Annotated in this window: 20 protein-coding genes; 10 read left to right on the top strand and 10 right to left on the bottom strand. The window is 71.0% G+C overall.

The genetic code is table 11. The features are described 5' to 3' along the window. Positions 1–31: 31 nt before the first annotated feature. Positions 32–3,316, bottom strand: coding sequence for a S41 family peptidase (locus ACIQMX_RS31285; protein WP_402483090.1), 3,285 nt, complete (start codon positions 3,314–3,316; stop codon positions 32–34). Positions 3,317–3,485: 169 nt separating this feature from the next. On the opposite strand from ACIQMX_RS31285, the gene ACIQMX_RS31280 reads away from it, so the two are divergent. Together ACIQMX_RS31280 and ACIQMX_RS31275 are read left to right on the top strand one after the other, a co-directional pair. Further along, positions 3,486–4,058, top strand: a complete 573-nt coding sequence (locus tag ACIQMX_RS31280; protein ID WP_363067298.1) for a TetR/AcrR family transcriptional regulator — start codon at positions 3,486–3,488, stop codon at positions 4,056–4,058. A 122-nt stretch (positions 4,059–4,180) separates the two neighbouring features. Further along, positions 4,181–6,406, top strand: a complete 2,226-nt coding sequence (locus tag ACIQMX_RS31275; protein ID WP_402483086.1) for an MMPL family transporter — start codon at positions 4,181–4,183, stop codon at positions 6,404–6,406. 168 nt (positions 6,407–6,574) lie between these two features. Here the strand turns inward: ACIQMX_RS31275 and ACIQMX_RS31270 are convergent, their stop codons facing one another. Then, positions 6,575–6,937: an SsgA family sporulation/cell division regulator gene (locus ACIQMX_RS31270; protein ID WP_363067300.1), complete on the bottom strand. Its 363-nt coding sequence runs from the start codon at positions 6,935–6,937 to the stop codon at positions 6,575–6,577. 187 nt (positions 6,938–7,124) lie between these two features. Here ACIQMX_RS31270 and ACIQMX_RS31265 point away from each other — a divergent pair, with 187 nt between their 5' ends. The 5 genes from ACIQMX_RS31265 to ACIQMX_RS31245 all read left to right on the top strand — a co-directional run bounded on the left by ACIQMX_RS31265 (position 7,125) and on the right by ACIQMX_RS31245 (position 11,844). Beyond that, the gene (locus ACIQMX_RS31265) at positions 7,125–8,189 is read left to right on the top strand and encodes an energy-coupling factor ABC transporter permease (RefSeq protein WP_363067301.1); all 1,065 of its coding nucleotides are present in this window, start codon (positions 7,125–7,127) and stop codon (positions 8,187–8,189) included. Next, a complete protein-coding gene (gene cbiQ / locus ACIQMX_RS31260; RefSeq protein ID WP_363067302.1) occupies positions 8,189–8,950 on the top strand; it encodes a cobalt ECF transporter T component CbiQ in 762 nt (253 codons plus the stop codon). Before ACIQMX_RS31265 ends, cbiQ begins: the two co-directional genes overlap by 1 nt. Next, a complete protein-coding gene (locus ACIQMX_RS31255) occupies positions 8,947–9,726 on the top strand; it encodes an energy-coupling factor ABC transporter ATP-binding protein (protein ID WP_402483082.1) in 780 nt (259 codons plus the stop codon). Before cbiQ ends, ACIQMX_RS31255 begins: the two co-directional genes overlap by 4 nt. 151 nt (positions 9,727–9,877) lie before the next feature. Then, positions 9,878–11,038 (top strand): serine hydrolase domain-containing protein, encoded by a 1,161-nt coding sequence (locus ACIQMX_RS31250; RefSeq protein ID WP_363067630.1) that lies wholly within the window; start codon positions 9,878–9,880, stop codon positions 11,036–11,038. Further along, a complete protein-coding gene (locus ACIQMX_RS31245) occupies positions 11,035–11,844 on the top strand; it encodes an SDR family NAD(P)-dependent oxidoreductase (RefSeq protein WP_363067304.1) in 810 nt (269 codons plus the stop codon). Before ACIQMX_RS31250 ends, ACIQMX_RS31245 begins: the two co-directional genes overlap by 4 nt. A 127-nt stretch (positions 11,845–11,971) precedes the next feature. Here ACIQMX_RS31245 and ACIQMX_RS31240 read toward each other — a convergent pair whose 3' ends face one another. From ACIQMX_RS31240 to ACIQMX_RS31205, 8 genes are all read right to left on the bottom strand, one after another. Beyond that, entirely contained in the window at positions 11,972–12,418 is a 447-nt protein-coding gene (locus ACIQMX_RS31240) for a DoxX family protein (protein WP_363067632.1), read from the bottom strand. A gap of 19 nt (positions 12,419–12,437) precedes the next feature. Continuing rightward, on the bottom strand, positions 12,438–14,195 hold the full coding sequence (locus ACIQMX_RS31235; RefSeq protein ID WP_402483079.1) for a discoidin domain-containing protein: 1,758 nt from the start codon (positions 14,193–14,195) through the stop codon (positions 12,438–12,440). A 109-nt stretch (positions 14,196–14,304) separates the two neighbouring features. Next, complete coding sequence (locus ACIQMX_RS31230; RefSeq protein ID WP_363067306.1) at positions 14,305–15,414, bottom strand: DUF1996 domain-containing protein; 1,110 nt, start codon at positions 15,412–15,414, stop codon at positions 14,305–14,307. A gap of 286 nt (positions 15,415–15,700) precedes the next feature. Further along, complete coding sequence (locus tag ACIQMX_RS31225) at positions 15,701–15,925, bottom strand: hypothetical protein (RefSeq protein ID WP_402483076.1); 225 nt, start codon at positions 15,923–15,925, stop codon at positions 15,701–15,703. Between the two features lie 96 nt (positions 15,926–16,021). Further along, positions 16,022–16,873: an EamA family transporter gene (locus ACIQMX_RS31220; protein WP_402483073.1), complete on the bottom strand. Its 852-nt coding sequence runs from the start codon at positions 16,871–16,873 to the stop codon at positions 16,022–16,024. Positions 16,874–16,892: 19 nt separating this feature from the next. Next, entirely contained in the window at positions 16,893–17,660 is a 768-nt protein-coding gene (locus tag ACIQMX_RS31215) for a hypothetical protein (RefSeq protein WP_363067308.1), read from the bottom strand. Between the two features lie 25 nt (positions 17,661–17,685). After that, positions 17,686–19,338: a penicillin-binding transpeptidase domain-containing protein gene (locus ACIQMX_RS31210; protein ID WP_402483070.1), complete on the bottom strand. Its 1,653-nt coding sequence runs from the start codon at positions 19,336–19,338 to the stop codon at positions 17,686–17,688. Between the two features lie 132 nt (positions 19,339–19,470). Beyond that, positions 19,471–21,249, bottom strand: a complete 1,779-nt coding sequence (locus ACIQMX_RS31205; protein WP_402483068.1) for a dolichyl-phosphate-mannose--protein mannosyltransferase — start codon at positions 21,247–21,249, stop codon at positions 19,471–19,473. Positions 21,250–21,302: 53 nt separating this feature from the next. On the opposite strand from ACIQMX_RS31205, the gene rsmI reads away from it, so the two are divergent. The 3 genes from rsmI (at position 21,303) to ACIQMX_RS31190 (ending at position 23,654) form a co-directional block, all read left to right on the top strand. Then, positions 21,303–22,199, top strand: coding sequence for a 16S rRNA (cytidine(1402)-2'-O)-methyltransferase (gene rsmI / locus ACIQMX_RS31200; protein WP_363067311.1), 897 nt, complete (start codon positions 21,303–21,305; stop codon positions 22,197–22,199). 159 nt (positions 22,200–22,358) lie between these two features. Further along, positions 22,359–22,739 carry a hypothetical protein gene (locus ACIQMX_RS31195; protein ID WP_363067312.1) on the top strand — a complete coding sequence of 127 codons (381 nt, stop codon included), beginning with the start codon at positions 22,359–22,361 and terminating at the stop codon, positions 22,737–22,739. Between the two features lie 48 nt (positions 22,740–22,787). Further along, positions 22,788–23,654, top strand: a complete 867-nt coding sequence (locus ACIQMX_RS31190) for a TatD family hydrolase (RefSeq protein ID WP_402483064.1) — start codon at positions 22,788–22,790, stop codon at positions 23,652–23,654. Positions 23,655–23,768 lie beyond the last annotated feature (114 nt).

The following is a 23,768-nucleotide window of genomic DNA, read 5'->3' as shown; positions in this document are numbered from 1 at the left end:
GGGTCTCGGACCGTGCAGCGCCGCGCCGTCCCTACCGCGGCGGCAGCGGCGGCCGCCTCCTGTCCGGGGCCGTGTCGTACGTCGGAGGCGTCGCCGGAGGGTGCGCGGCCAGCAGGTCCAGGGCGACCCTGACTCCGTCGTCCAGTACCGCATGGCGGCCCTCCGCCCAGTCGAGGGGGGTGCGCAGGGCCTCCAGGTCCGGTTCGACGCCGTGGTTCTCGACCGACCAGCCGTACGTGTCGAACCAGGCCGCGTTCATCGGCACCGTGATCACCGTGCCGTCGCCCAGGCGGTGACGGCCGGTCATGCCGACGACCCCGCCCCAGGTGCGCTGGCCCACCACCGGGCCGAGCTTCAGGAGGCGGAACGCGGCGGTGATCATGTCGCCGTCGGAGGACGTCGCCTCGTCGGCCAGGGCGACGACCGGGCCGCGGGGGGCGTTGGAGGCGTACGACACCGGCTGGGCGTCGCGGGTGAGGTCCCAGCCGAGGATCGTGCGGGTGAGCTTCTCGACGACCAGTTCGCTGATGTGGCCGCCCGCGTTGCCGCGTACGTCGACGATCAGGGCCGGGCGGGAGACCTCCAGGCGCAGGTCGCGGTTGAACTGGGCCCAGCCCGAGCCGCCCATGTCGGGGATGTGGAGGTAGCCGCAGCGGCCGCCGCTCAGGTCGCGGACGACCTCGCGGCGTTTGGCGACCCAGTCCTGGTAGCGCAGCGGGCGTTCGTCCACGAGCGGGACGATCGCGACGCGGCGGGAGCGGCCCGCGCCCTCGGCCGGGCGGAAGGTCAGCTCTACCGTGGTGCCGCCCGCCGCGGAGAGGAGGGGGTAGGGGCCGGTGACCGGGTCGACCGGGCGGCCGTCGACATGGGTGAGGACCGCGCCCTCGCGGATGCCCGTACCGGCCAGCGGGGAGCGGGCCTTGGAGTCCGAGGAGTCGCCGGGAAGGATGCGCGAGAGGGTCCAGTCGCCGTCACGGCACACGAAGTTGGCGCCGAGCAGGCCGATCGCGCGCTGGTAGTGCGGCGGGCCCTCGTTGCGGCGGGCGGGGGAGACGTAGGCGTGGGACGTGCCCAGTTCGCCGAGGACTTCGCGGAGCAGGTCGGCGAACTCGTCCGGGGTGGCCACTCGTTCGACGAGCGGGCGGTACTGGTCGAGGATGGCCGGCCAGTCGATGCCGCACATGTCCGGCTCCCAGAAGTAGGAGCGGATGAGGCGGCCCGCCTCGTCGTACGCTCCCCGCCACTCCGCGGGCGGGTCGGCCTCGTGCAGGATGCGGCGCAGGTCGAGGTAGACCGTGGAGTCGTTGTCGCCGGGCTCCGTTGCGGGGACGGCGCGCAGTTCGCCGTCGTCCATGACGACGAGGCGGGAGGCGTCGCCGCTCACGGCGAACCAGTCCAGGTGGTCGACCAGTTCGGTCTTCTTCGCCTTGGTGATGTTGAAGTACTCCAGGGTCGGCCGCCCCGACATGTCCGCCGGGTTGGCGAACGTCTCGCCGAGCGCTCCGGAGATCGGCCAGCGCAGCCAGACGAGCCCGCCGCCGCTGACCGGGTACAGCGCCGAGTACTTGGAGGCGGAGACCGGGAACGGCGTCACCCGGCTCTCCAGGCCCTCGAACTCGACGGTGACCGTGGAGCCCTCGGCCGCCTCCGCCTCGTCGGAGTCCCCCGGGTCCAGGCCGCCCGCGGCCGGCCGGCCGTCGGGGGAGAGGGCGAAGGGGGACGGGGTCGCCGAGGAGAGCGGGACGAGATAGGGGCGGCAGCCGAGCGGGAAGGAGAGGTCGCCGGTGTGCACGTCGTAGACCGGGTCGAAGCCGCGCCAGGAGAGGAAGGCGAGATAGCGGCCGTCGCCCGTGAAGACGGGGTTCTCGTCCTCGAAGCGGCCGTTGGTGACGTCGACGATCGCCGGGGCGCCGGGGCCCTGGATGCGGGCGAGCTTGATCTTGCGCAGCGAGCGGCCGATGCCGGGGTGCGACCAGGTCAGCCAGGCACCGTCCGGGGAGAAGGCCAGATCGCGGACCGGGCCGTTGACGGAGCGGATGAGTTCGGTGGGCTCGCCGCTCGACGTCTCCTCGTCGGTGTCCAGGAGAAGCAGCCTGCCGTCGTGCGAGGCGATGGCGAGCCGTTCGCCGTCCGGGTCGGCGATCAGCTCCTGGACCCGGCCGAGCAGGCCCGAGGCGAGCCGGCGCGGGGCGCGGTCGCCGCTGGCGCGCGGCAGGGAGGCGATCTCGATCGCGTCCTCGCCCTCCGCGTCGGTGACGTACGCGACCTGACCACCGCTGCCCAGCATCTCCGGCAGCCGGACGCGGACGCCGGGGGTGTCGGCGATGGTGCGGGCGGGGCCGTCGCGGTGGGTGAGCCAGTAGAGGCTGCCGCGTACCGCGACGGCGCTGGCGCGGCCGGTCTCGTCCACGGAGAGCGAGTCGATGTTGCTGGCGGCCGGTACCTGGTAGGTCCGGCGTCCGGCGCGCGGGCCGCCGAGCCGGACCGCCAGCTTGCGGGGCACGGCGTCGGGCGACTGGAGGTCGTCGACCAGCCACACCTCGCCCGCGCACTGGTAGACGACCCGCCGCCCGTCGCTGGAGGCGTGCCGGGCGTAGAACGCGTCGTGGTCCGTGTGGCGGCGCAGGCCGGTGCCGTCGGGGAGGCAGGAGTACAGGTTGCCGACGCCCTCGTGGTCGGAGAGGAACGCGATGCGGCCGCCGACGAACATCGGGGAGTCGAGGTGCCCGCCAATGTCCGGGAGCAGCCGCTCGCCGTGCAGCCACAGGCGGCCGGTCGCACCGCCCCGGTACCGCTTCCAGGCGGCCGGCTCGTGCGGCGGCTTCCCGGTGAGCAGCAGGGTGCGGCGCTCGCCGTCGATGTCCGCGACGGCGATGTCGGAGACCGGGCCCCAGGGCAGCCTGCCCCCGGGGCTGCCGTCCGTGGGCACGCTGTAGGCCCAGGAGAAGTACGAGAACGGCTGCCGGTGCGAGGACACGGCGAGGATCTGGGCGCTGTCGCCGGGGTCGGGCGTCCAGCCGCAGACCCGGGCGTCCGTCGAGCCCCAGTAGGTGAGCCGGCGGGCCGGCCCGCCGGCGACGGGGGCGATGTGGATCTCGGGGTCCAGGCTGCGCCAGGTCGTGTAGGCGATCCGCGTCCCGTCGGGTGAGAAGCGCGGATGGCTCACTCTGGTGCGGTCGACGGTCACCCGCCAGGCGCGCCCGGGCACCTCGCCCTCGGGGACGAGGGGGGCCACCCAGAGATCGTCCTCCGCGGCGAAGCAGAGCAGATCCTCGTGGAGGTGCGGGAACCGGAGATACGAGACGTCGTCACTCACCCCCCAATGCTTTCCGTGTGAGGGGGGTGCGGCAACTTGTGGTGCGGAACACAAGCGAAACGTTCTCGTTTCGCTCGGTGGGCGAGGTACGGTCCAGGTGTACGAAACAGTTTCGTTCGATGGACTGACGTACCGACGGACCGGGCTCACGGGAACAGGAGGTCGACACATGGCACGCACACGGCTCACGCCCGAGCGTGAGAGCGAGCTGTACGCCGCCGTGCTCGACCTGCTCCGCGAGGTCGGCTACGACGCCCTGACGATGGACGCCGTCGCCGCACGCACCAGGTCCAGCAAGGCCACCCTCTACCGCCAGTGGGGGAGCAAGCCGACCCTCGTCGTCACAGCTCTGCGGCACAACAAGCCCGTTTCCCTCGGCGACGTCGACACCGGCTCGCTGCGCGGTGACTTCCATGCCGTCCTGAGCCGGAGCGACGACTGCCAGATGGAGAAGGACTCCGCGCTGATGCGGGGCCTGAGCCATGCCGTCCACGAGAATCCCGATCTGCACCAGGCCCTGCGTGAACTGCTGATCGAGCCGGAGTTGACCGGACTCGAAACGCTGTTGCGCCGAGCCGTGGACCGGGGAGAGCTGCGTCCGGACAACCCGGCGCTGAAGTACGTGTCCCACATGATGATCGGCGCCTTCGTGGCCCGCGAACTGGTCGAGGACTGTGCCGTCGACCAGGCGTTCCTCCTCGACTACGTCGACTCCGCGATTCTCCCCGCTCTCGGAGTCTGACCCCGTCCCTGCTCCACCGTGCACGGCCCCCTCCCCAAGCCCCACCTGACACGCCGCTCTCGTCGTCGGGCTGGTTCCTCACGCCCTTTTCCACTCAACGACCTGACCGGGAGTACGCCTCCGTGGCCACATTCCTCTACAAGCTCGGACGGCTCGCCTTCCGGCGCCGCCGCTATGTCGCCCTGATCTGGGTGGCACTGCTGGCACTCGCCGGATTCGGCGCGGCCTCCGCGTCCACCGCCACCTCCAGCTCCTTCTCGATCCCGGGTACGGAGGCCCAGAAGGCCTTCGACCTGCTGGAACAGCGATTCCCCGCGTCCAGCGCCGACGGCGCGACCGCGCGCATCGTCTTCAAGGCCCCCGACGGCGAGAAGATGACGGACCCGGCCAACAAGGCCGACGTCAACAAGCTCACCGGTCAGCTGAAGGCCGGTTCGGACCAGATCGCCTCGGTCGTCGACCCGTACGCCGGAAAGGCCGTCTCCAAGGACGGTTCGACCGCGTATGTCTCGGTGACGTACAAGGTCAACTCGATGGAGCTGACCGACGAGACCCGGGACTCCCTGGAGGCGGCGGGCGAATCGGCGCAGAAGAGCGGGATGACCGTGGAGATCGGCGGTGACGCGCTCCAGGTGATGCCGGAGACCGGTGCCACCGAGGTCATCGGGATCGCGCTGGCCGCGGTGGTGCTCGTCATCACCTTCGGCTCGCTCATCGCCGCAGGTCTGCCGCTGCTCACCGCCCTGATCGGGGTCGGGATCGGCGTCTCGTCGATCACCGCGCTGGCCAATGTGCTGGACCTGGGTTCGACCACCTCGACCCTCGCGATGATGATCGGCCTCGCGGTCGGCATCGACTACGCGCTCTTCATCGTCTCCCGCTACCGCGCCGAACTGGCCGAGGGCCGGGAGCGCGAGGAGGCGGCGGGCCGTGCGGTCGGCACGGCCGGTTCCGCGGTCGTCTTCGCCGGGCTCACCGTCGTCATCGCCCTGGTCGGCCTCGCGGTCGTCAACATCCCGATGCTGTCGAAGATGGGCTTCGCCGCGGCCGGCACGGTCGCCATCGCCGTCCTCATCGCCCTCACCCTCGTCCCGGCCATGCTGGGCTTCGTGGGCAAGCGGGTCATGGGACGCAAGGCGCGCAAGGCCGCCGAGGCCGAGAACAAGCCCGACGCCAAGCCGAACATGGGTACCCGCTGGGCGCGGTTCGTGCTGCGCAAGCCCGTCTGGGTGCTGCTCGTCGGCGTCATCGGCCTGGGCACCATCGCCGTACCGGCCGCCTCGCTGGAGATGGGTCTGCCGGACGACGGTTCCCAGCCCACCAGCACCACCCAGCGCCGCGCCTACGACCTGCTGTCCGAGGGCTTCGGTCCCGGCTTCAACGGCCCGCTGCTGGTCGTCGTCGACACGGCGGACAGCTCCGACGGCAAGACCGCGGCGAAGCAGGTCGGCGACGAGATCTCCGGCATGAAGGGTGTCGTCGCCGTCACCCCGGCCACCTTCAACAAGGCCGGCGACGCGGCGATGATCACCGTCGTCCCGGAGGACCGCCCGAGCTCCGTCGAGACGGAGAACGTGGTCCACGCGATCCGCGACGCGGGCAAGGACATAAAGTCCGACACCGGCGCCGAGGTCCTGGTCACCGGTGCCACCGCGATGAACATCGACTTCTCGCAGAAGATGAACGACGCGCTGCTGCCGTACCTGGCGCTCGTCGTCGGCCTCGCCTTCCTGCTGCTCATGGTGGTCTTCCGGTCGATCCTGGTGCCGCTGAAGGCGGCGCTCGGCTTCCTGCTCTCGGTCGTCGCGGCCCTGGGCGCGGTCGTCGCGGTCTTCCAGTGGGGCTGGCTCGGCTCGCTCTTCGGAGTGGAGCAGACCGGTCCGATCATGTCGATGATGCCGATCTTCATGGTGGGCGTGGTCTTCGGTCTCGCGATGGACTACGAGGTCTTCCTCGTCACCCGGATGCGCGAGGCGTACGTCCACGGCGAGAAGCCCGGACAGGCCATCGTCACCGGCTTCAACCACGGGGCCCGGGTCGTCACGGCCGCGGCCGTGATCATGATGGCCGTCTTCTCCGGATTCATCGGCTCCAGCGAGTCGATGATCAAGATGATCGGCTTCTCGCTCGCCATCGCCGTCTTCTTCGACGCGTTCGTCGTCCGCATGGCCATCGTGCCCGCGGTCCTCGCGCTGCTCGGGAAGCGTGCCTGGTGGCTGCCGCGCTGGCTGGACCGGGCGCTGCCCAACGTCGACGTCGAGGGCGAGGGGCTGCGCAAGGAGCTCACCGGCCCCGCCGCGGACGACGCCGGCCCGGACGCCGGCGAGCGTGAGCTGACCCGGGTCTGACCGGCCGGTGAGCAGCCCCAGGGCTGCTCGACGAGCCGCTGACCTCCGGGGCCGCGTCTGAGCGGAGCGCGGCCCCGGAAAGCACCGGTTACCTGTGGGGACGGGGGACCGGGGCGACGAGAGCCCCCGTGCGCATGCGCACGGGGGCTCTCGTCTTGTCGTCGCCGGTCAGGCGGGCGCGGCCTCCGGCTTGGAGTCGGCCACCGTCCGGCTGTGGGTGCGCCGCAGGAAACGGATCAGGGGGGCGCAGTCGAACTGCACCACCTCGACGCCGTCCGCGGTATGGCGCTCGACGACCAGCTGGACCCGGCCGCACGGCCAGATCCGGAGGCCGTCCTGCTCGACGGGGGCGCGCATCCCGCGCTCCAGCAGATCGCGCGGGACGGCCCACTGCGTGCCGCCGGGGAAGGCGGCCTGGATCGTGTCGGGGGCGGCGGCGGTGTCGTAACGCAGCTCGACGTGCACCACGGGCAGATCGCGGGCGTCGGTGACGAGCCGGGCTCGGGCATGTTCTTTGATCACGGGGGACATGGGCCGGCTCCTCCTGTGTATGCGTCTTCGTCATCTAATGTCCCATATTTTCGCAAAAGAGCATGATGGGAAGTCGTGTCAGTTGTGACGACCCCGCTCTTGCGAACCGTTCGCAACAAGGCTCTATCATTGAGAGGTTCACGACCCCGCGCAGCAACGCAGGAACGCAGGAAGCGGAGCCTCCCCCATGCATGTACCCGACGGATTCATCAACGCCCCCGTGTCCGCCGTCGCCGGAGTCGTGGCCGCCGGCGCCGTGGCCGTCAGCCTGAAGGGTGCCCGGCGCGAGCTGAACGAGCGCACCGCGCCGCTGGCCGGGCTGGTCGCCGCCTTCATCTTCGCCGTGCAGATGCTGAACTTCCCCGTCGCGGCCGGCACCAGCGGGCACCTGCTCGGCGGGGCGCTCGCCGCGATCCTGGTCGGGCCGTACACCGGAGTGCTCTGCATATCCGTCGTCCTGCTGATGCAGGGCATCCTCTTCGCCGACGGCGGGCTCACCGCGCTCGGCGTGAACATCCTCGACATGGGCGTCGTGACCACCGTCGTCGCGTACGCGCTGTTCCGCGGCCTCGTCGGCGTGCTGCCGCGCACCCGCCGCTCCATGACCGCCGCGTCCTTCGTCGCCGCGCTGGTCTCCGTACCGGCCGCGGCCGCGGCCTTCACCCTGCTGTACTGGATCGGCGGAACCACCGACATCCCGATCGGCAAGGTCTTCACGGCGATGGTCGGGGTCCATGTCCTGATCGGCCTCGGCGAGGCCGCGATCACCGCGCTGACCGTCGGCGCCGTCATCGCCGTGCGCCCCGACCTGGTCCACGGCGCCCGCGGCCTCACTGCCCCGCTCAAGCTCCGTATCGACGGCGAACTCGTCGACGCGCCCGTGGCCGCGCCCACGCCCGCCCCCGCCCACCGCTCCACCAAGGGCCTGTGGGCCACCGGACTGGTCACCGCCCTCGTCCTCGCCGGCTTCGTCTCCTTCTACGCCTCGGCGAACCCGGACGGCCTGGAGAAGGTCGCCACCGACCAGGGCATCGACAAGGAGGCCAAGGACCACGCGACCAAGGACTCGCCGCTCGCCGACTACGGCGTCAAGGACGTCTCCGACGCCCGGCTCTCCGGCGGACTGGCCGGCATCATCGGCGTCGGGGCCACCCTCGTCGTCGGCAGCGGCGCGTTCTACGTGGTCAGCCGTCGCCGCCGTACGAACGACGAGCCCGCGGGCAGCGACACCCGTACCGGCGAGAAGGTCTGATGGGCGCCGGGCACGCCCACAAGCTCTACCGGCACGGTCACTCGCCGGTCCACGACCTGCCGCCGCACTGCAAGCTCGCCGCGGTCTTCGCCTTCGTCGTGGTCGTCGTCACGACCCCGCGCGAGGCGGTGTGGGCCTTCGGGCTCTACGCGCTGCTGATCGCGGGCGCCACCGCCGTGGCCCGCGTCCCGGCCGGCTTCCTCCTCAAGCGGCTGCTGATCGAGGTGCCGTTCGTCGCGTTCGCCCTGCTCATGCCGTTCGTCGTCCCCGGCGAGCAGACGCAGGTCCTCGGGCTCTCCGTCAGCGTCCCCGGGCTCTGGGGCGCCTGGAACGTCCTCGCCAAGGGAACCCTCGGCGTCGCCGCCTCCGTGCTCCTGGCCTCCACCACCGAACTGCGCTCCCTGCTGCTCGGCCTCCAGCGCCTGCGGCTGCCGCCGCTGCTCGTCCAGATCGCCTCCTTCATGATCCGGTACGGCGATGTGATCACCGACGAGATGCGCCGGATGTCCATCGCCCGCCGCTCCCGCGGATTCGAGGCGCGCGGCATACGGCAGTGGGGTGTCCTCGGAAAGTCGGCGGGCGCCCTGTTCATCAGGTCGTACGAGCGCGGCGAGCGCGTCCACCTCGCGATGGTCAGCCGCGGCTACACCGGCTCCATGCCCGTCATCGACGAGGTGACGGCCTCGCGCACCCAGTGGGCGTACGCCGCGGCACTCCCCGTGCTCGCCCTCGTCGTGTGTCTGCTGGGATGGACCGTATGAGCCAGCCCCCCGCCACACCCGTACCGCCGCCCTCCCTGGAGGTCAGCGGTCTCGCCTACGCCTACCCCGACGGCCACCAGGCGCTCTTCGGCGTCGACCTGACCGTCGCCCGCGGCGAGCGCGTCGCCCTGCTCGGACCGAACGGCGCCGGCAAGACCACCCTCGTCCTCCACCTCAACGGCATCCTGGAAGCCGGCGCCGGAACCGTCCGCGTCGCCGGACTCCCCGTGGAGAAGCGCAACCTCGCCGAGATCCGCCGCCGCGTCGGCATCGTCTTCCAGGACCCCGACGACCAGCTCTTCATGCCCACCGTCCGCGAGGACGTCGCCTTCGGACCGGCCTCCGGCGGGCTGCGCGGCGCGGAGCTGGAGGAACGCGTCACCGAAGCCCTGAAGCAGGTCGGCATGGAGGAGTACGCGAGCCGGCCGCCGCACCACCTCTCCTTCGGCCAGCGCCGCCGCGTCGCCGTCGCCACGGTCCTCGCGATGCGGCCGGAGATCCTCGTCCTGGACGAACCCTCCTCCAACCTGGACCCGGCCTCCCGCCGCGAACTCGCCGACATCCTGCGGTCCTTGGACGTCACCGTGCTGATGGTGACGCACGACCTGCCGTACGCCCTGGAGCTCTGCGGCCGGGCGGTCATCCTCAGCGACGGGGTCATCGCCGCCGACGACCGCACCCAGGACCTCCTGTGCGACGAGGAACTGATGCGCGCGCACCGGCTGGAGCTTCCTTTCGGGTTCGACCCGCGATCGGTGACGGTTCGGGTTCCGTGACGGTTGGCGGTCCGTGACGGTTCGCGTTCCATGGCGACTCGCGTTCCGTGACGGTTCTCGTTCCGTGACGGTGAACATGAGGTGACCCGCCCCACCCGCGACCTGCGGCGCAATGCACCATGGGGACATGAGCGGGAGCGCAGGAGCAGGCGTGGACGTACGGGGCACGGCAGCGCCCGGATTCGAACCGGTCCGGGATGCTTTCATCCGTAACTTCGAACAGCGTGGCGACCGCGGGGCAGCGGTCACCGTCTACCGGCACGGGCAGAAGGTCGTCGACCTGTGGGCCGGCACCAGAGATGTCGACGGAGCCGAACCATGGGCCGTCGACACCGTGCAGGTGGTCCGCTCGGCCGGCAAGGGCATCGCCGCCGCCGTCCCGCTGCTGCTGCACCAGCGCGGCCAGATCGACCTGCACGCCCCGGTCGGCACGTACTGGCCGGAGTTCAAGGCGAACGGCAAGGAACGCGTCCTCGTCCGCCACCTCCTCGCCCATCGGGCCGGAATCCCGGCCCTGGACCACCCCCTGACGCCGGACCAGGCGGCCGACGGGGTGAGCGGGCCGCGCGCGGTCGCCGCACAGCGCCCCGAGTGGGAGCCCGGCGCCGACCACGGCTACCACGCGCAGACCTACAGCTGGCTCGTCGGTGAACTGGTGCGGCGTGTCACCGGCCGGACCGTCGGCCGCTGGGTCGCCGAGGAGATCGCCCGCCCGCTCGGCCTGGACTTCTGGTTCGGGATCCCGGCGGACGAGGCACACCGGGTGGGCCGGATCGGCCCGGTCGAACCGCCCGCCGGCGACGGCACGGGCGCGCTGCGGATACGCCCCAAGCGCTCGGTCGTCGACGCCTACCGGGACCCGGACTCGCTGACCCGCCGGGCGTTCGGTGCCATCGACCCGTTCCCCGACGAGAACGACCCCGGCTACCGGGCCGCCGAACTCCCCGCGTCCAACGGCATCGCCACCGCCCGCGGCCTGGCCCGCTGCTACGCCGCGATGATCGGCCCGGTCGACGGCCACCGGCTGTTCGCCCCCGCCACCCTCACCCTGGCCCGCACCGAGGAGTCGGCGGGCCCGGACCGGGTCCTGGTCGTGGGCACCCGCTTCGGTCTCGGCTACATGCTGCACGGACCGGCGGCCCCGCTGCTCGCCCCGGGCTCCTTCGGCCACCCCGGGCGGGGCGGTTCGCTGGGGTTCGCGGATCCCGAATCCGGCATCGCCTTCGGCTATGTGACGAACGGTCTGCAGAAAGGAGTCACCGCCGACCCCCGTGCCCAGGCACTGGTGCGCGCAGTACGTTCGGCACTATGACTTCTGCCGCGCTCTCCTCCGCTCTCCCGCGATTCGACGGATACCGCGTCCTCATCACCGGCGCCGGCCAGGGCATCGGCGCCGCCACCGCCCGCCGGCTGGCCGCCGAGGGGGCCAGGGTCCTGGTCACCGACCTGGACGGCGACCGGGCCGAGGCGGTGGCGGCCGGGATCCGGGAAGGCGGCGGCGAGGCCGAGCCGCTGACCTGCGACGTCGCCGACCGGGCGGCCGTCGGGGCGGCGGTGGACCATGCCGTCTCGCTGTTCGGCGGCCTCGACGTGCTGGTCAACAACGCCTACGCGTGCACCCCGGACGCCGCGCTCTTCGAGGACGAGCCGGACGAGGTCTGGCAGCGCGACCTGGACGTCACGCTCTCCGGCGCCTACCGGTGCGCGCGGGCGGCCCTTCCCCACCTGGCCGCGTCCGGCCGGGGCGCGATCGTGTCCATCGGGTCGGTCAACGGGGTCCAGGACTTCGGCAACCACGCCTACAGCGCCGCAAAGGCGGGCCTGGCGAGCCTCACCCGTACCCTCGCGGGCCACGCGGGACCGCGCGGGGTCCGGGTCAACCTGGTCGCGCCCGGCACGGTCCGCACGGGCGGCTGGGCGGGCCGCGAGGCCGAACTGGCCCGGGTGAGCGGCCTCTACCCGCTCGGCCGGGTCGGCGAACCGGAGGACATCGCGGCGGCCGTCGCCTTCCTCGCCTCGTCCGACGCGGCGTGGGTCACCGGCACGACGCTGTGCGTGGACGGTGGACTGACCGCGGTGAACACGGGCTTCCGCCAGGCACTCGCGCCGCCCGGGTAGGGCTGCTCGCGGGGCCGCACGGTACCCGGGACTCCTGGGGCCGCACGGTACCGGTTTCCGGGGGGCGCACACGGCACCGGCCTCCCGGAGGCAGTTCCGGAAGGCCGGTGCGCGGGTACCCGTCCCCTCAAACGGGCACGCCCAGGTGGTGCTCCCGCCGCGTACCCGTGTCCCGGCGGGCGGCGTCCCGGGGGGCGAGCAGCCGGTCCACGGCCAGCACGCCCGGGCCGGTGAACACGAGCAGGAGCAGCGTCCAGCAGAAGAAGACCGCCGCCTCGCCGCCGTTCTGCATCGGCAGCAGGCCTGTCCGCTGGTGCACGTCGAAGTACGCGAACGCCATGGAACCGGAGCCCACGAACGCGGCCGTTCTCGTACCCAGGCCGAGCGCCACGAGGGTGCCGCCGGCCAGCTGGATGACGGCCGCGTACCACCCCGGCCAGGCGCCGACGGAGAGCATCGGCCTGCCGAGTACCCCGAAGAGCGAGGCGACTCCGTGACAGGTGAAGAGCAGCCCGACGACGAACCGGAACGTGCTGAGCGCGTACGGCTGGGCCCGGCCGAGGCGAGTGGCCATCATGAGTGTCCGCCTCCTGTCAGTTGTAGACGCCGAACTCGTACAGCGAGTAGCCGTAACCGGAGCCGCGGGCCGTGCCGTTGATCCGCACGTAGCGGCCCGTGCCGTTGACGTCGATGTCGTCGATGTCGCCGTTGCCGTCCGTCACCGACTTCACCGTGGTCCAGCTCTGCCCGTCCTCGGACGTCTGGATGTCGTACGCCTTGCCGAACGCCGGGTCCCAGGCGAGCTGGACGTGCTTGAAGCTCGTCGAGGCGCCGAGGTCGACCTGGACCCACTGCGGGTCGCTCCAGTCACTGGCCCAGCGGGTGTCGAACTTGCCGTCCACCGCGTTGGCCGCGCCGCACGGGCAGCCGCCCGTCGGGTCGGTCTGGGAGGAGGACGCGGTGGCGGCCTTGCCCTGGGACACGTTCGTCCCGTCCACCTTCGGCGGGACGACCTTCACGGACGTGGTCTCGATGCCGACGTTGCCCTTGCCGTCCGTGGCCTTCACATAGGCCTTGTAGACACCGGTCTTGCTCGGCGCCTTCGCGGTCAGGGTGCCGTCGCCGTTGTCCTTGGTATCGGCGGGGACCAGGGCCTTGTTCTGGTCGATGTAATTGCTGCTGAAGAGGACCTGGTAGGTGATCGCGTCGCCGTCCGGGTCACTGGTGCGCGTGCTGACCTTCACGTCGCTGCCGGTGGGGACGCCGGTCGTGGCACCCTCCACAGCCATGTCCGTGATCACCGGCGGGGTGTTGTCGCCGGAGGTGCCGGCGCCGTACGCCTTCTTCACGGCGTAGTACGAGAGGCGCTTCTCGCCGCCGGGCAGCAGGTTGAACCACACGCCGCCGAAGTCGTCCTCGACGCCGTAGTGGAACATCGTGGCCCCGAGCGCGACCCCGGTGTGTCCGGTGACGCAGCCCCACGCCTTCTCGTAGCCCTCGGCCTTGGCCACGTCGGTGGGCTCGGCCGGGACGCCGTTCGCGTCGTCGTCGACCTCCCACTCACCGGCCGGGCCGGTCTCGGTCACGATGTAGGGCTTGTCGTAACCACCTTGCTCCCAGTCGGACTTGATGGTGCAGACCGCGTTGTAGGCGTTGACCGCGTAGAGGTCGAGGTCCGGGGCGTTCTTCTTGTAGTAGGGCCAGGCGCCGGTCCAGGCGTCGGTCGAGGTCACCGGGTGGTTGGGGTCGACCTCGTGGATCTTCTTCGCGATGTCGTTGACGAAGGTCGTGTACGCGTTGCGCTGGGCCTCCAGTTCGTCACCGCCGTAGCAGTTCTGCAGGCCGAGCGTCGACTCGTTGCCGACGTTCCACATCAGCACGCCGGGGTTGTCCTTGTAGGTGTCGACCCACTTGGGGAACTCGGCGAGCATGTCGTTCTTGTACTGGGTGTCCGTCAGGTAGTTGACGCAGCCGCCGCTGCCGGGGCCGCCGCCGGGCTGGAGCCAGAAGCCGGCGATCACCTTGATGCCGTTGGCCGCCGCGGTGTCGAAGAGCGGCTTGCTGGTGGCGTCGGTGCCCCAGGTACGGATGGTGTTGACGCCCATCGACTTCACGTCGGGCATGTACCTCTCCGCGTCGGCGACCGACGGACCCCAGGTCAGGCCCTTCACCGTGTACGGCGAACCGTCCACGGTCAGCTGCCAGTCGCCCTGCGAACCGGTGACCTTCACGACGTTGCCGGCCGCCTGGGCGGCGGGCGCCTGGACGGCGAGCAGACCGCCGCCGAGCAGTGCCGCCGCGGCGAGCGGCGCCACGAGGCGGGTGGCCCTGCGTGTGGGGGGATGGTGCATGTCACGCTCCTTGCCAGTGGGGGGAATGACGGACGCGATCTTGGAGAGCGCTCTCCAAGACGGCCCGAAAAAAGGGCCTCGCGTCCGGTGGGGATGGGTGGGGTGTGCGCTACGGCAGTTCGTAGTTCGCGTCGAGCACGGCGCCGGCGCCGGGGTGGTTCTCGTCGTAGCCGCGCGGGTCGCACTGGAGGCCGCCCTTGACGCAGTGGGTGACCATCGCGTCGAGCGTGGCGGCGTCCCAGCCGTTCATGAAGTCGTAGTGGAAGGAGAATCCGGCACCGCTCGCCAGTTTCACCTGCGACATGTCACCGTTGACCGGCCAGGCCATCTTGAACTCGATCATCGGCAGGGCGACGGGGTGGTCGGGCGGGCAGGAGTTGTAGTTGGCTCCTCCGGCCACGGGGTATGCCATGTGGCTCTTGTGGTCGGGGGTGTCCAGGTGGATGCCGTCCCAGCAACTCGGGGCCTGGAGACGCAGGTTGAGCTGGACGTCCTGGCGGTCGGGGCAGGTCGCGGGGAAGTTGTAGTTCTTGAAGCTGTCACCGCACTCCCAGCCCTCGACGGTGCCCTTGAGGTTCTTGAACTCCTCCTGCGACTGCATCGGACTGCCGACGACGTACCGCAGGCCTCTCGGGAAGGGCCGCACGCTGCGGTAGTCGGTGACACCCGACTTGTAGTAGATGGTCTGGACGCCGTCGGGGAGGACCTTGGTGTTCCCGTCGAACAGGCTCGGCATCCAGTAGCCGGACTTGTCGCCGGGGGCCAGACACGTGGTGTCGCCCGTCTCCAGCGAGGCGGTGGTGGTGTTCGCGTTCGTGGTGGTGTTGCCCATGAACGTGTGGTCGTGGGACTTTCCGGGCTGCCCCGGGTAGACGATCGGGTCGTCCGGAGCGGTGTGCGTCGGGGCGCACTTGGCCTGGAACTCGTGGAAGTACGCCGGTGGCGGGACCTCCATCGAGGGCGTGACCCCGGTGACCGGCGGGTCGGCCATGATGTAGCCGTCGCCGTCCGGGTCGTCGCCCGAGGCCTGGGTGGACGCCGGCATGCCGGGCATCCCGGGCATGGAGTACGCGGCGTGCTGGGCATGCGTGCCCGCCGCCGAGGCCGGTGCCTCGGGTGAGGCGTTCGCTGTCGCCGCGATCCCGGCGATCCCTGCCGTGGTCAGGGTCAGCGAGGTGAACAAGAGCAGTCCGGTGAGGGTTCTCGACCTCCGTGGCATGGAGACCTCCTGCTGCGTCGTGGGGGCGTGCGTGGAGTTGGGAGAGCGCTCTCCCAACTCGGAGTGTTCCGCTCCTGACAAGAGCGTGTCAATAGTTGGTTAACCGCGACTGCGGTGCGCGACGGGGACGGAACGCGGCGGTCTCGCGGTGGAGTTGGCCGATGACCTGCGAGGAGGTGTGCGCGGCACCCGCCGCGTGATGCGTGAACCTGTTGCCGACGGGCCGGTGGCGTGCGCCTCGGGAGGGTGGGGCGTGTCCGCTGCCGCAGGCGCCGGGACGAGGCGGTCAGGGGGCGGTCAGGGGAATCCCGTCGCCCGTGGACGTCGTGGCCGGCAGTACGAGGCCGGCCTCCGGGGCCCGAAGGCAGCGGCGGAGCCGGTGCCGGCTGAGCTCCTGGACCGGGAGGCGCTCCAGGCGGGAGACGCGGGGCCGGGCCGGGCCTATCCGTACGGCGGCTTGGGCCCGGGCCGTGCCCATCCGTACGTCGGCTTCGGCCCGGGCCGTGCCCATCCGTACGTCGGCTTCGGCCCGGGCCGCGCCCGCCCGCTCACGCAGTTCGGCGAGCTCACCGATGTCCTGCCGAGGCCCGGGAGTCCGGCGGTCGGCTCAACTGGTATGCAGCATCAGCCCGATGCCGACCACCATCAGCCCGGCCGCCGCGATGCGCGGGGCGCCGAAGCGTTCCTTGAAGAACACCGTCCCGATCGCCGCGCCGACGATGATCGACGACTCGCGCAGCGCCGCCACCGGGGCGAGCGCCGCGCGGGTCTGCGCCCACAGGACGAGTCCGTACGCGGTCACCGACAGGGCCGCGCCCAGCAGGCCGCGTACCGCATGGGGGCGGAGCTGGGCCGGGAGGGCGGAGCGGCGGCGGTAGAGGGCGTAGAGGGGGATGGCGAGGCCTTCGAGGATCATCAGCCAGGCGATGTACCCGAGCGAACTGCCCGAGGCGCGCACCCCGACGCCGTCGACCGTGGTGTATCCGGCGATGGCCAGACCCGTGGCGAGAGCGGCCAGGATCGCGGGCCAGTCAGGGCGTTTGCCGGTGCCGCGGATGCCCCAGAGGGCCAGCCCGACCAGCCCCGCAGACGCGACCGCGACGCCCGCCGTCGCCCAGCCGTCCGGGCGCTCGCCCACGAAGGCGGCGGCGAGGACGGTGACCACGAGCGGCGCCGTGCCGCGCGCGATCGGATACATCTGGCCGAAGTCGCCGAGCGTGAACGACCGCATCAGCAGCAGCATGTACGCCACGTGCAGGGCGGCCGACACCAGCAGGTACGGCCAGGCCTCCGCCGCCGGGAACGGGACGAACGAGGCGGCGGCCGCGCCGATCAGCACACCGCCCCCGGATATGAGGGTGAAGGAGAGCAACTGGTCCTTGATCGCATGCGCGAGTGCGTTCCAGCCGGCGTGGGTGAAGGCGGCCGTCAGGACGGCCATGGCGACGAGCGGTGTCACGTGGTACCCGGGATTCCGTTCAGCGGGGGCGGCGGCCGGTGAGGGCCTGCCAGCGTGCGTGGGCCGCGTCGAGTTCCTGACGGGCCCGGGGGATATGGGGGTCGTTGTTCTGACGGGCGGTGACCTCTTCGAGCCGGCGTTCCGCCTCGGCCGGTCCGGCGGTGTCGCCGCGCAGGCGTCTCAGTTCGGCCCCGGCCTCCTTGATGAGCGTGGGCCGGTCCCGCTGGAAGGCCTTGTCGTCGGCGATGGCGTTCTGGACGTCGAGGACGAACCTGCGGACGTACTCCTCGGCCAGTTCCGTGTGCGGGTAGCTCAGCAGATGCCGGCGTCCGTCCGGGCCGGTCAGGTAGACGTGGGACTCCCAGTCGGAGTGGTCCGCGCGGATGGACGTCTGGTGCAACGGGAGATGCAGGTCGCCGCTCCAGTCGTCGGTGCCGCGCGCCACGAGGATGTGCTCGTAGAGGCTGAGGTCCCTGATCTCGCTCCGGTACCCGCCGCGGCCCGGCTCACGCAGATAGGCGAGATGCTCCTCGACGCTGCGCACCTGGCGCCGGTGGTCGGATTCGGCCGTCCGGGCGGCGTTCTGCGCGCCGGACAACTCCCACCGCGCCGCGTGCTCCAGGGTACGCAGCGCCTTCCGCGCGTTGTCGAGGTCGTGGCGCGCGGCGGCGTACGCGCCGCCGAACGCGAACTTCCAGCCTCCCGGGTAGCGGTGGAGCTGCCGCCCGGCCGCGCCCGCGGCGACGAGGACGGCCAGGACGAGCAGCAGGGGCAGTCCGGCGATCATGGTGTTTCCTCTCCCTGTCGTACGGTCACGGCCCGGCGAGCAGGACCTCGGCGACGACCGGACCGGCCGCGTCCCCGCCGTGGCCGCCGGACTGGACGAGTGCCGCGGCCGCGAGGTCGTTGCTGTATCCGGTGAACCAGCTGTCGGACGTGGCCTGACCGCCGATCTCCGACGAGCCCGTCTTGCCGCCCTTGTCGCCGCCCACGCTCGCCATCGCCTTGGTGGCCGTGCCCTCGGGGTTCGTGGCGGTGTACTTCAGCATTTCCCTGAGCTGGTCCGACACACCCCCGGGCAGCGGACTCGCGGTGGCGAACTTCCGGTTGTCCAGGGTCTGCGGGACGATGAAGGGCTGCAGGAAGCGGCCCTTGACGGCGGTCGCCGTGATGGACGCCATGTTCAGCGGGTTCATCTGGATCTTGCCCTGGCCGATGAACGAGGCGGCGGTCTCCGCGCCTTCGGAGGGCGGTACCTTGCCGTCCCACGTGGTGATGCCGGTCTCCCAGACCTGGCCGATCCCGAAGTACCGCGAGGCCTCGTCACCGAGTGCCGTGTCCCGCTTGCCGCTGCCCAGCGGCAGGACCGGCTTGATGAACGTGGTGTTGCAGGACTTCGCGAAGGCCCTCTTCAGGGTGGCGTTCGGCAGCGAGAAGTCGTTCAGGTTGTGGAAGGTGCGGCCCTCCCAGGGCACCGTGGACGGGCACTCGACCGGCGAGTCCGCGCTGCCGAGACCGTTCTGGATGATCATCGCGGCCGTCACGATCTTCATCGTCGAGCCGGGTGCCACCTTGGCCCAGCGGGCCGATTCGAAGCCGTTCGCCGGGTTGTTGGCGATGGCCCGGATCGCGCCGGACGACGGCTCGACGGCCGCCACGGACGACTTGTCGTACTTCTTCACGGCCCTCTCGGCCGCCGCCTGGATTCCCGCGTCCAGCGTGGTCGGAACGCGGCCCGGCTTCCCCTTGACCAGGGTCAGCAGCGTCTTGTCCACACCGTCGGCGTTCGCGCTGTTGATCCAGGTCTCGATGCCCGTGGTTCCGCCGGCCTTCTGGCCGTACTTCTTGCGCAGCTCGTTCAGGATGCCGCCCAGCGACGGGTACTTCTCCTTGGTGAGCACGTTGCCGTTGCGGTCGACCGCCTCGATCGACGCGGTCTTCGACTCGCCGGTCTCCAGCGTCTCGCCCTTGCCCAGCTCCGGATGGATGACGGAGGGGTCCCAGTCGACGAGCGGGCGGCCCGTGGTCAGTCCGCGTACGACGGTGAGCTCGGAGGCGTACGTCCAGGGCTTCGTCCTCCCCTCGTAGGAGACCGTCGCCTTGACCGTGTACGGCACCTTCGAGCCGGTCGCCGGGCCCGGCGTGATCACGGCCCGGGTGACATGGGCGGATTCGCTGTAGCCGGCCAGTGCGGGCTCGGCCTCGCCCTTGTTGTTGGTGAGATCGGCCGCCTCGGTCGCCTCGCCCTTCGCCCATGCGGCGAGGAACGCCTTCGACGTCTCGGCGATCTCGTCCTCGGTGACCGGACCCGTCCTCACCTCGGCCGAGGTGGCCTTGGTGTCCGAACCGCCCCCGACCCCGCTGTCGCCGAGCCCGTCCAGGACGTTGTACGCCCCGTACCCCACACCGCCGACCACGACGGCGAACACCCCGCCGACCACGGCCACCTTCGCTCCGCTGCGCATCCCTGCAGTCCCCCTCCCCAGGAGGCCTCCTTGAACGCGTTCAAGGAGGCTTTCCCGGCACTTTACGGGACTGCCGTGACAGCGGAGCGGGTTGTTATCAGAACGCGATCCGGTGCAGCATGCACAGACCGGTCAAATCCAGGTATCCAGCCACATCCGGTCCCGCCAGGAATCCTCCGGAATCGAAGTCCCCGTATACAGCGGCCAGAAGTAGATGAAATTCCAGACGATCAGAAGGACCAGCACGCCGGCCGCGACGGCTCCCACGGTCCGGCGCCGCTCACCTGACGGATCGCCCTTCGCCAGGCCCAGTTCGTGTTTCTCCCCGGTGCCCGCCGCCGGGCCCAGCATCGCGCCGATCATCATCGCGACCGCCAGACAGAGGAACGGCACGAACACGACCGCGTAGAAAAGGAAAATGGTGCGTTCCTGGTACAGGAACCACGGCACCCACCCCGCCGCCACGCCACAGGCGATCGCGCCCGCCCGCCAGTCGCGGCGGAAGAACCAGCGCCACAGCACGTACAGCAGGGCGAAGCACGCGGCCCACCACAGCAGCGGCGTACCGAGTGCCAGTACCTCGCGCGCGCACTTGCCGGTCGACGACTGGGCGCAGCCGTTCTGTTCCTCGTAGAAGTACGAGACGGGCCGGCCCAGCACGATCCAGCTCCATGGATTGGACTGGTAGGTGTGACCGGACGTCAGGTTCACATGGAACTCGTAGACCTGGTTCTCGTAGTGCCACAGGCTGCGCAGCCAGTCCGGCAGCCAGGTCCAGTTGCCGCCCTTGCCGTCGGTCGCCGCCCAGTCCCGGTAGTAGCCGTGCCGGTCGGGGTCGTCGTGGATGATCCAGCCCGTCCACGAGACGAGGTACGTGAACACCGCGACCGGCACCGTGGAGACGAACGCCGGTACCAGGTCCCGCTTCAGCACCGCCTTGTACGGCTGCACCGCGCCCGCCGTCCGCCGCGCGCCCACATCCCACAACACTGTCATCAGGCCGAACGCGACCATGATGTACAGCCCGTTCCACTTGGTGGCGAAGGCCAGCCCCAGCGAGATCCCGGCCGCGATCCGCCACGGACGCCAGCCGAGCCGCAGCCCCTCCGCGACCCCCGCGTCCGGCCGCAGCACGCCGTCCTCGTCGACCGGCAGCGCGGCGGCGAGCCTGCGCCTGGCCCAGTCCCGGTCGATCAGCAGACAGCCGAACGAGGCCAGCACGAAGAACATCAGTACCAGGTCGAGCAGCGCGGTGCGGCTCATCACGAAGTGCAGCCCGTCCACCGCGAGCAACGCGCCCGCCAGACAGCCCAGGAACGTCGAGCGGAACAGCCTGCGGCCGATCCGGCACAGCATCAGCACCGACAGCGTGCCGAGCACGGCGACCATGAACCGCCAGCCGAACGGCGTGAAACCGAAGAGCTGCTCGCCGATCCCGATGATCCACTTGCCGACCGGCGGGTGCACCACGTAACCGGGATCGGTCGGGACCGGCACCTGCGACGGGTCGTTCAGGATCAGCTTGTCGACGTCCTTGGGCCACGAACCCTCGTAGCCCTGCTGGATGAGCGCCCAGGAGTCCTTGGCGTAGTACGTCTCATCGAATATCACCGCGTGCGGGCTGCCCAGGTTCCAGAACCGCAGCACCCCGGCGACCGCCGCGACCAGCAGCGGGCCGCCCCAGGCCGACCAGCGCACCAGTCGATCCGCCACCGGCGGGGGCACGGCGAGCACCGCCCACAACTGGCCCCCCGGGCGCGTGTACGGCGGAATCAGCCGCTCCCGCAGCCCGATACCGGGGCGCGGGAAATGGCCGAAGCGGCGCAGCCGCTGCTGCCAGGAAGTCGGCTCCGGGCCGTGCTGTTCCCCGGCGTCTTGGCCCTGCCGGGCTTCGGGCGCAGTACTCGTCACCGCGCCATCGTAGGGAACGCATCTGTGCGAGTGCTGTCGCCCGTGCTGGGAGGATGGACGTTGTGACTGGAACGACTGGAACGCTCGTACTCGCAGGGACCCCCATCGGTGATGTGGCGGACGCCCCGCCACGCCTTGCCGCGGAACTGGAGACGGCCGATGTCGTCGCCGCGGAGGACACCCGCCGGCTCCGCCGGCTGACCCAGGCGCTGGGCATCCACACGACGGGGCGTGTCGTCTCCTATTTCGAGGGCAACGAGTCCGCCCGTACGCCCGAACTCGTCGAGGCGCTGCTGGGCGGCGCCCGGGTGCTGCTGGTCACGGACGCGGGGATGCCGTCCGTGTCCGACCCCGGCTACCGGCTGGTCGCCGCGGCGGTGGAGAAGGACATCAAGGTCACGGCGGTGCCGGGCCCGTCGGCGGTGCTCACCGCGCTCGCGCTGTCCGCGCTGCCGGTGGACCGGTTCTGTTTCGAGGGCTTCCTGCCGCGCAAGGCCGGCGAGCGCCTGGGCAAGCTCCGCGAGGTCGCCGACGAGCGCCGCACCATGGTGTTCTTCGAGGCCCCGCACCGGCTCGACGACACCCTCGCCGCGATGGCCGAGGTCTTCGGCGCCGACCGTCGCGCCGCGGTCTGCCGGGAGCTGACCAAGACGTACGAGGAAGTGAAGCGCGGCCCGCTGGGCGAGCTCGCCGTCTGGGCGGCCGAAGGCGTACGCGGTGAGATCACCGTCGTCGTCGAGGGCGCGGCCGACTCCGGGGCCGAGGAACTGGACGCCGAGGAGCTGGTGCGCAGGGTGCAGGTGCGCGAGGAGGCGGGGGAGCGGCGCAAGGAGGCGATCGCCGCCGTCGCCGCCGCGGCGGGGCTGCCCAAACGCGAGGTTTTCGACGCGGTCGTCGCAGCAAAGAATGCGGCTCGGACCGGCCCGGCGGAGGGTAAAGGACTATCGTGAAAAGCAAAGCGCGAGCCGCGTTCCGGGCCTTTTTGCCACGAGAAGGCCAAAACCGCTCCAACACTCGACAGGGCCTGGTGCGCTCCCGCCGGTAAAGGCGTCCACTGGATCCAGGACGCATTCTCCGGAGTGCTTGTCCGGCGGACAAGAGGAGCAGGCATGAGCGAGATCGCAGCAACCACCGTGCACGAGGCGTATGCCTTCGCCTGCATGAGGTGTGGATACGGCTGGGAACAGGCCTACGAAATAGAGCACCACGTCGACACCTCGAACCACGCATTCGTGATCTACAAGGCGGACGGTGAACGTGTGCCGTCGCCGCTTTCGACACCGACCTGCACGAACTGCGGCGGGCACGTCGTCCGGATCATGCGCGCCGGCCGGGTCTCCACGGTGCAGCAGCTGCTCCAGAACCGCCGGCCGGCCGTCGACACGGAGGCCGGCACCGAGCCGGAGGAGCCCGTGGCCGCGACCGTCGCCTCCGGCGGCGACCACCACTGGCACCTCTCCGACCTGCTCCACCCGTTCCACCGCAGGTGACCCCCGCGCGGTGACGCTCCCGGCCGCGGTCCTCGTACGATCGTGGCCATGAGCCGTTCCGAAGCCCCGCCGCTGCCCGAGCCCCTGCGGGTGCCGGTCGCCGATTCGCACACCCACCTGGACATGCAGGACGGCACCGTCGAGGAGGGCCTCGCCCGGGCCGCCGCCGTGAACGTGACGACCGTGATCCAGGTGGGCTGCGACGTGAAGGGCTCGCGCTGGGCGGCGGAGACCGCGGCCGCGCACCCGAGTGTGTACGCCGCCGTCGCACTGCACCCCAACGAGGCGCCGCGCATCGTGCACGGCGACCCGGACAACTGGTCGCGGCAGGGCGCCCGCGAGGGCGGCGGGACCGCCGCGCTCCACGAGGCGCTCGCCGAGATCGACGCGCTGGCCGCGCTGGACCACGTGCGCGGCGTCGGCGAGACCGGACTCGACTACTTCCGGACCGGCCCCGAGGGCATGGCGGCCCAGGAGGAGTCCTTCCGGGCCCACATCGAGATCGCCAAACGGCACGGCAAGGCGCTCGTCATCCACGATCGCGAGGCGCACGCCGATGTGCTGCGCATCCTGGCCGACGCGGGCGCCCCGGAGCGGACCGTCTTCCACTGCTACTCCGGCGACGCCGACATGGCCCGGATCTGCGCGGACGCCGGGTACTTCATGTCCTTCGCCGGCAACATGACGTTCAAGAACGCCCAGCCGCTGCGTGACGCACTGGCCGTGGCGCCGGCCGAACTGGTCCTGGTCGAGACCGACGCACCCTTCCTCACCCCGGCCCCGTACCGCGGACGGCCCAACGCCCCGTACCTGATTCCGGTCACGCTCCGCGCCATGGCCGAGGTCAGGGGCGTCGACGAGGACACCCTGGCATCGGCGATCGCCGCCAACACGGCGCGCGCGTTCGACTACTGACCGGCCTTTCGCGACGGTGCGTGGTCGCGCCGCTTTGGAGAGTCACGCCCGCTCGGCTATCGTCCCGGGCGCCAAGAGTGAGCCGGGCGGTACGGACCTTCTGGAGCGAGCGTC

The organism is Streptomyces sp. NPDC091416, from assembly GCF_044756845.1.
Taxonomy (GTDB): Bacteria; Actinomycetota; Actinomycetes; order Streptomycetales; family Streptomycetaceae; genus Streptomyces.
This window is presented reverse-complemented; position numbering and strand designations above follow the sequence as displayed.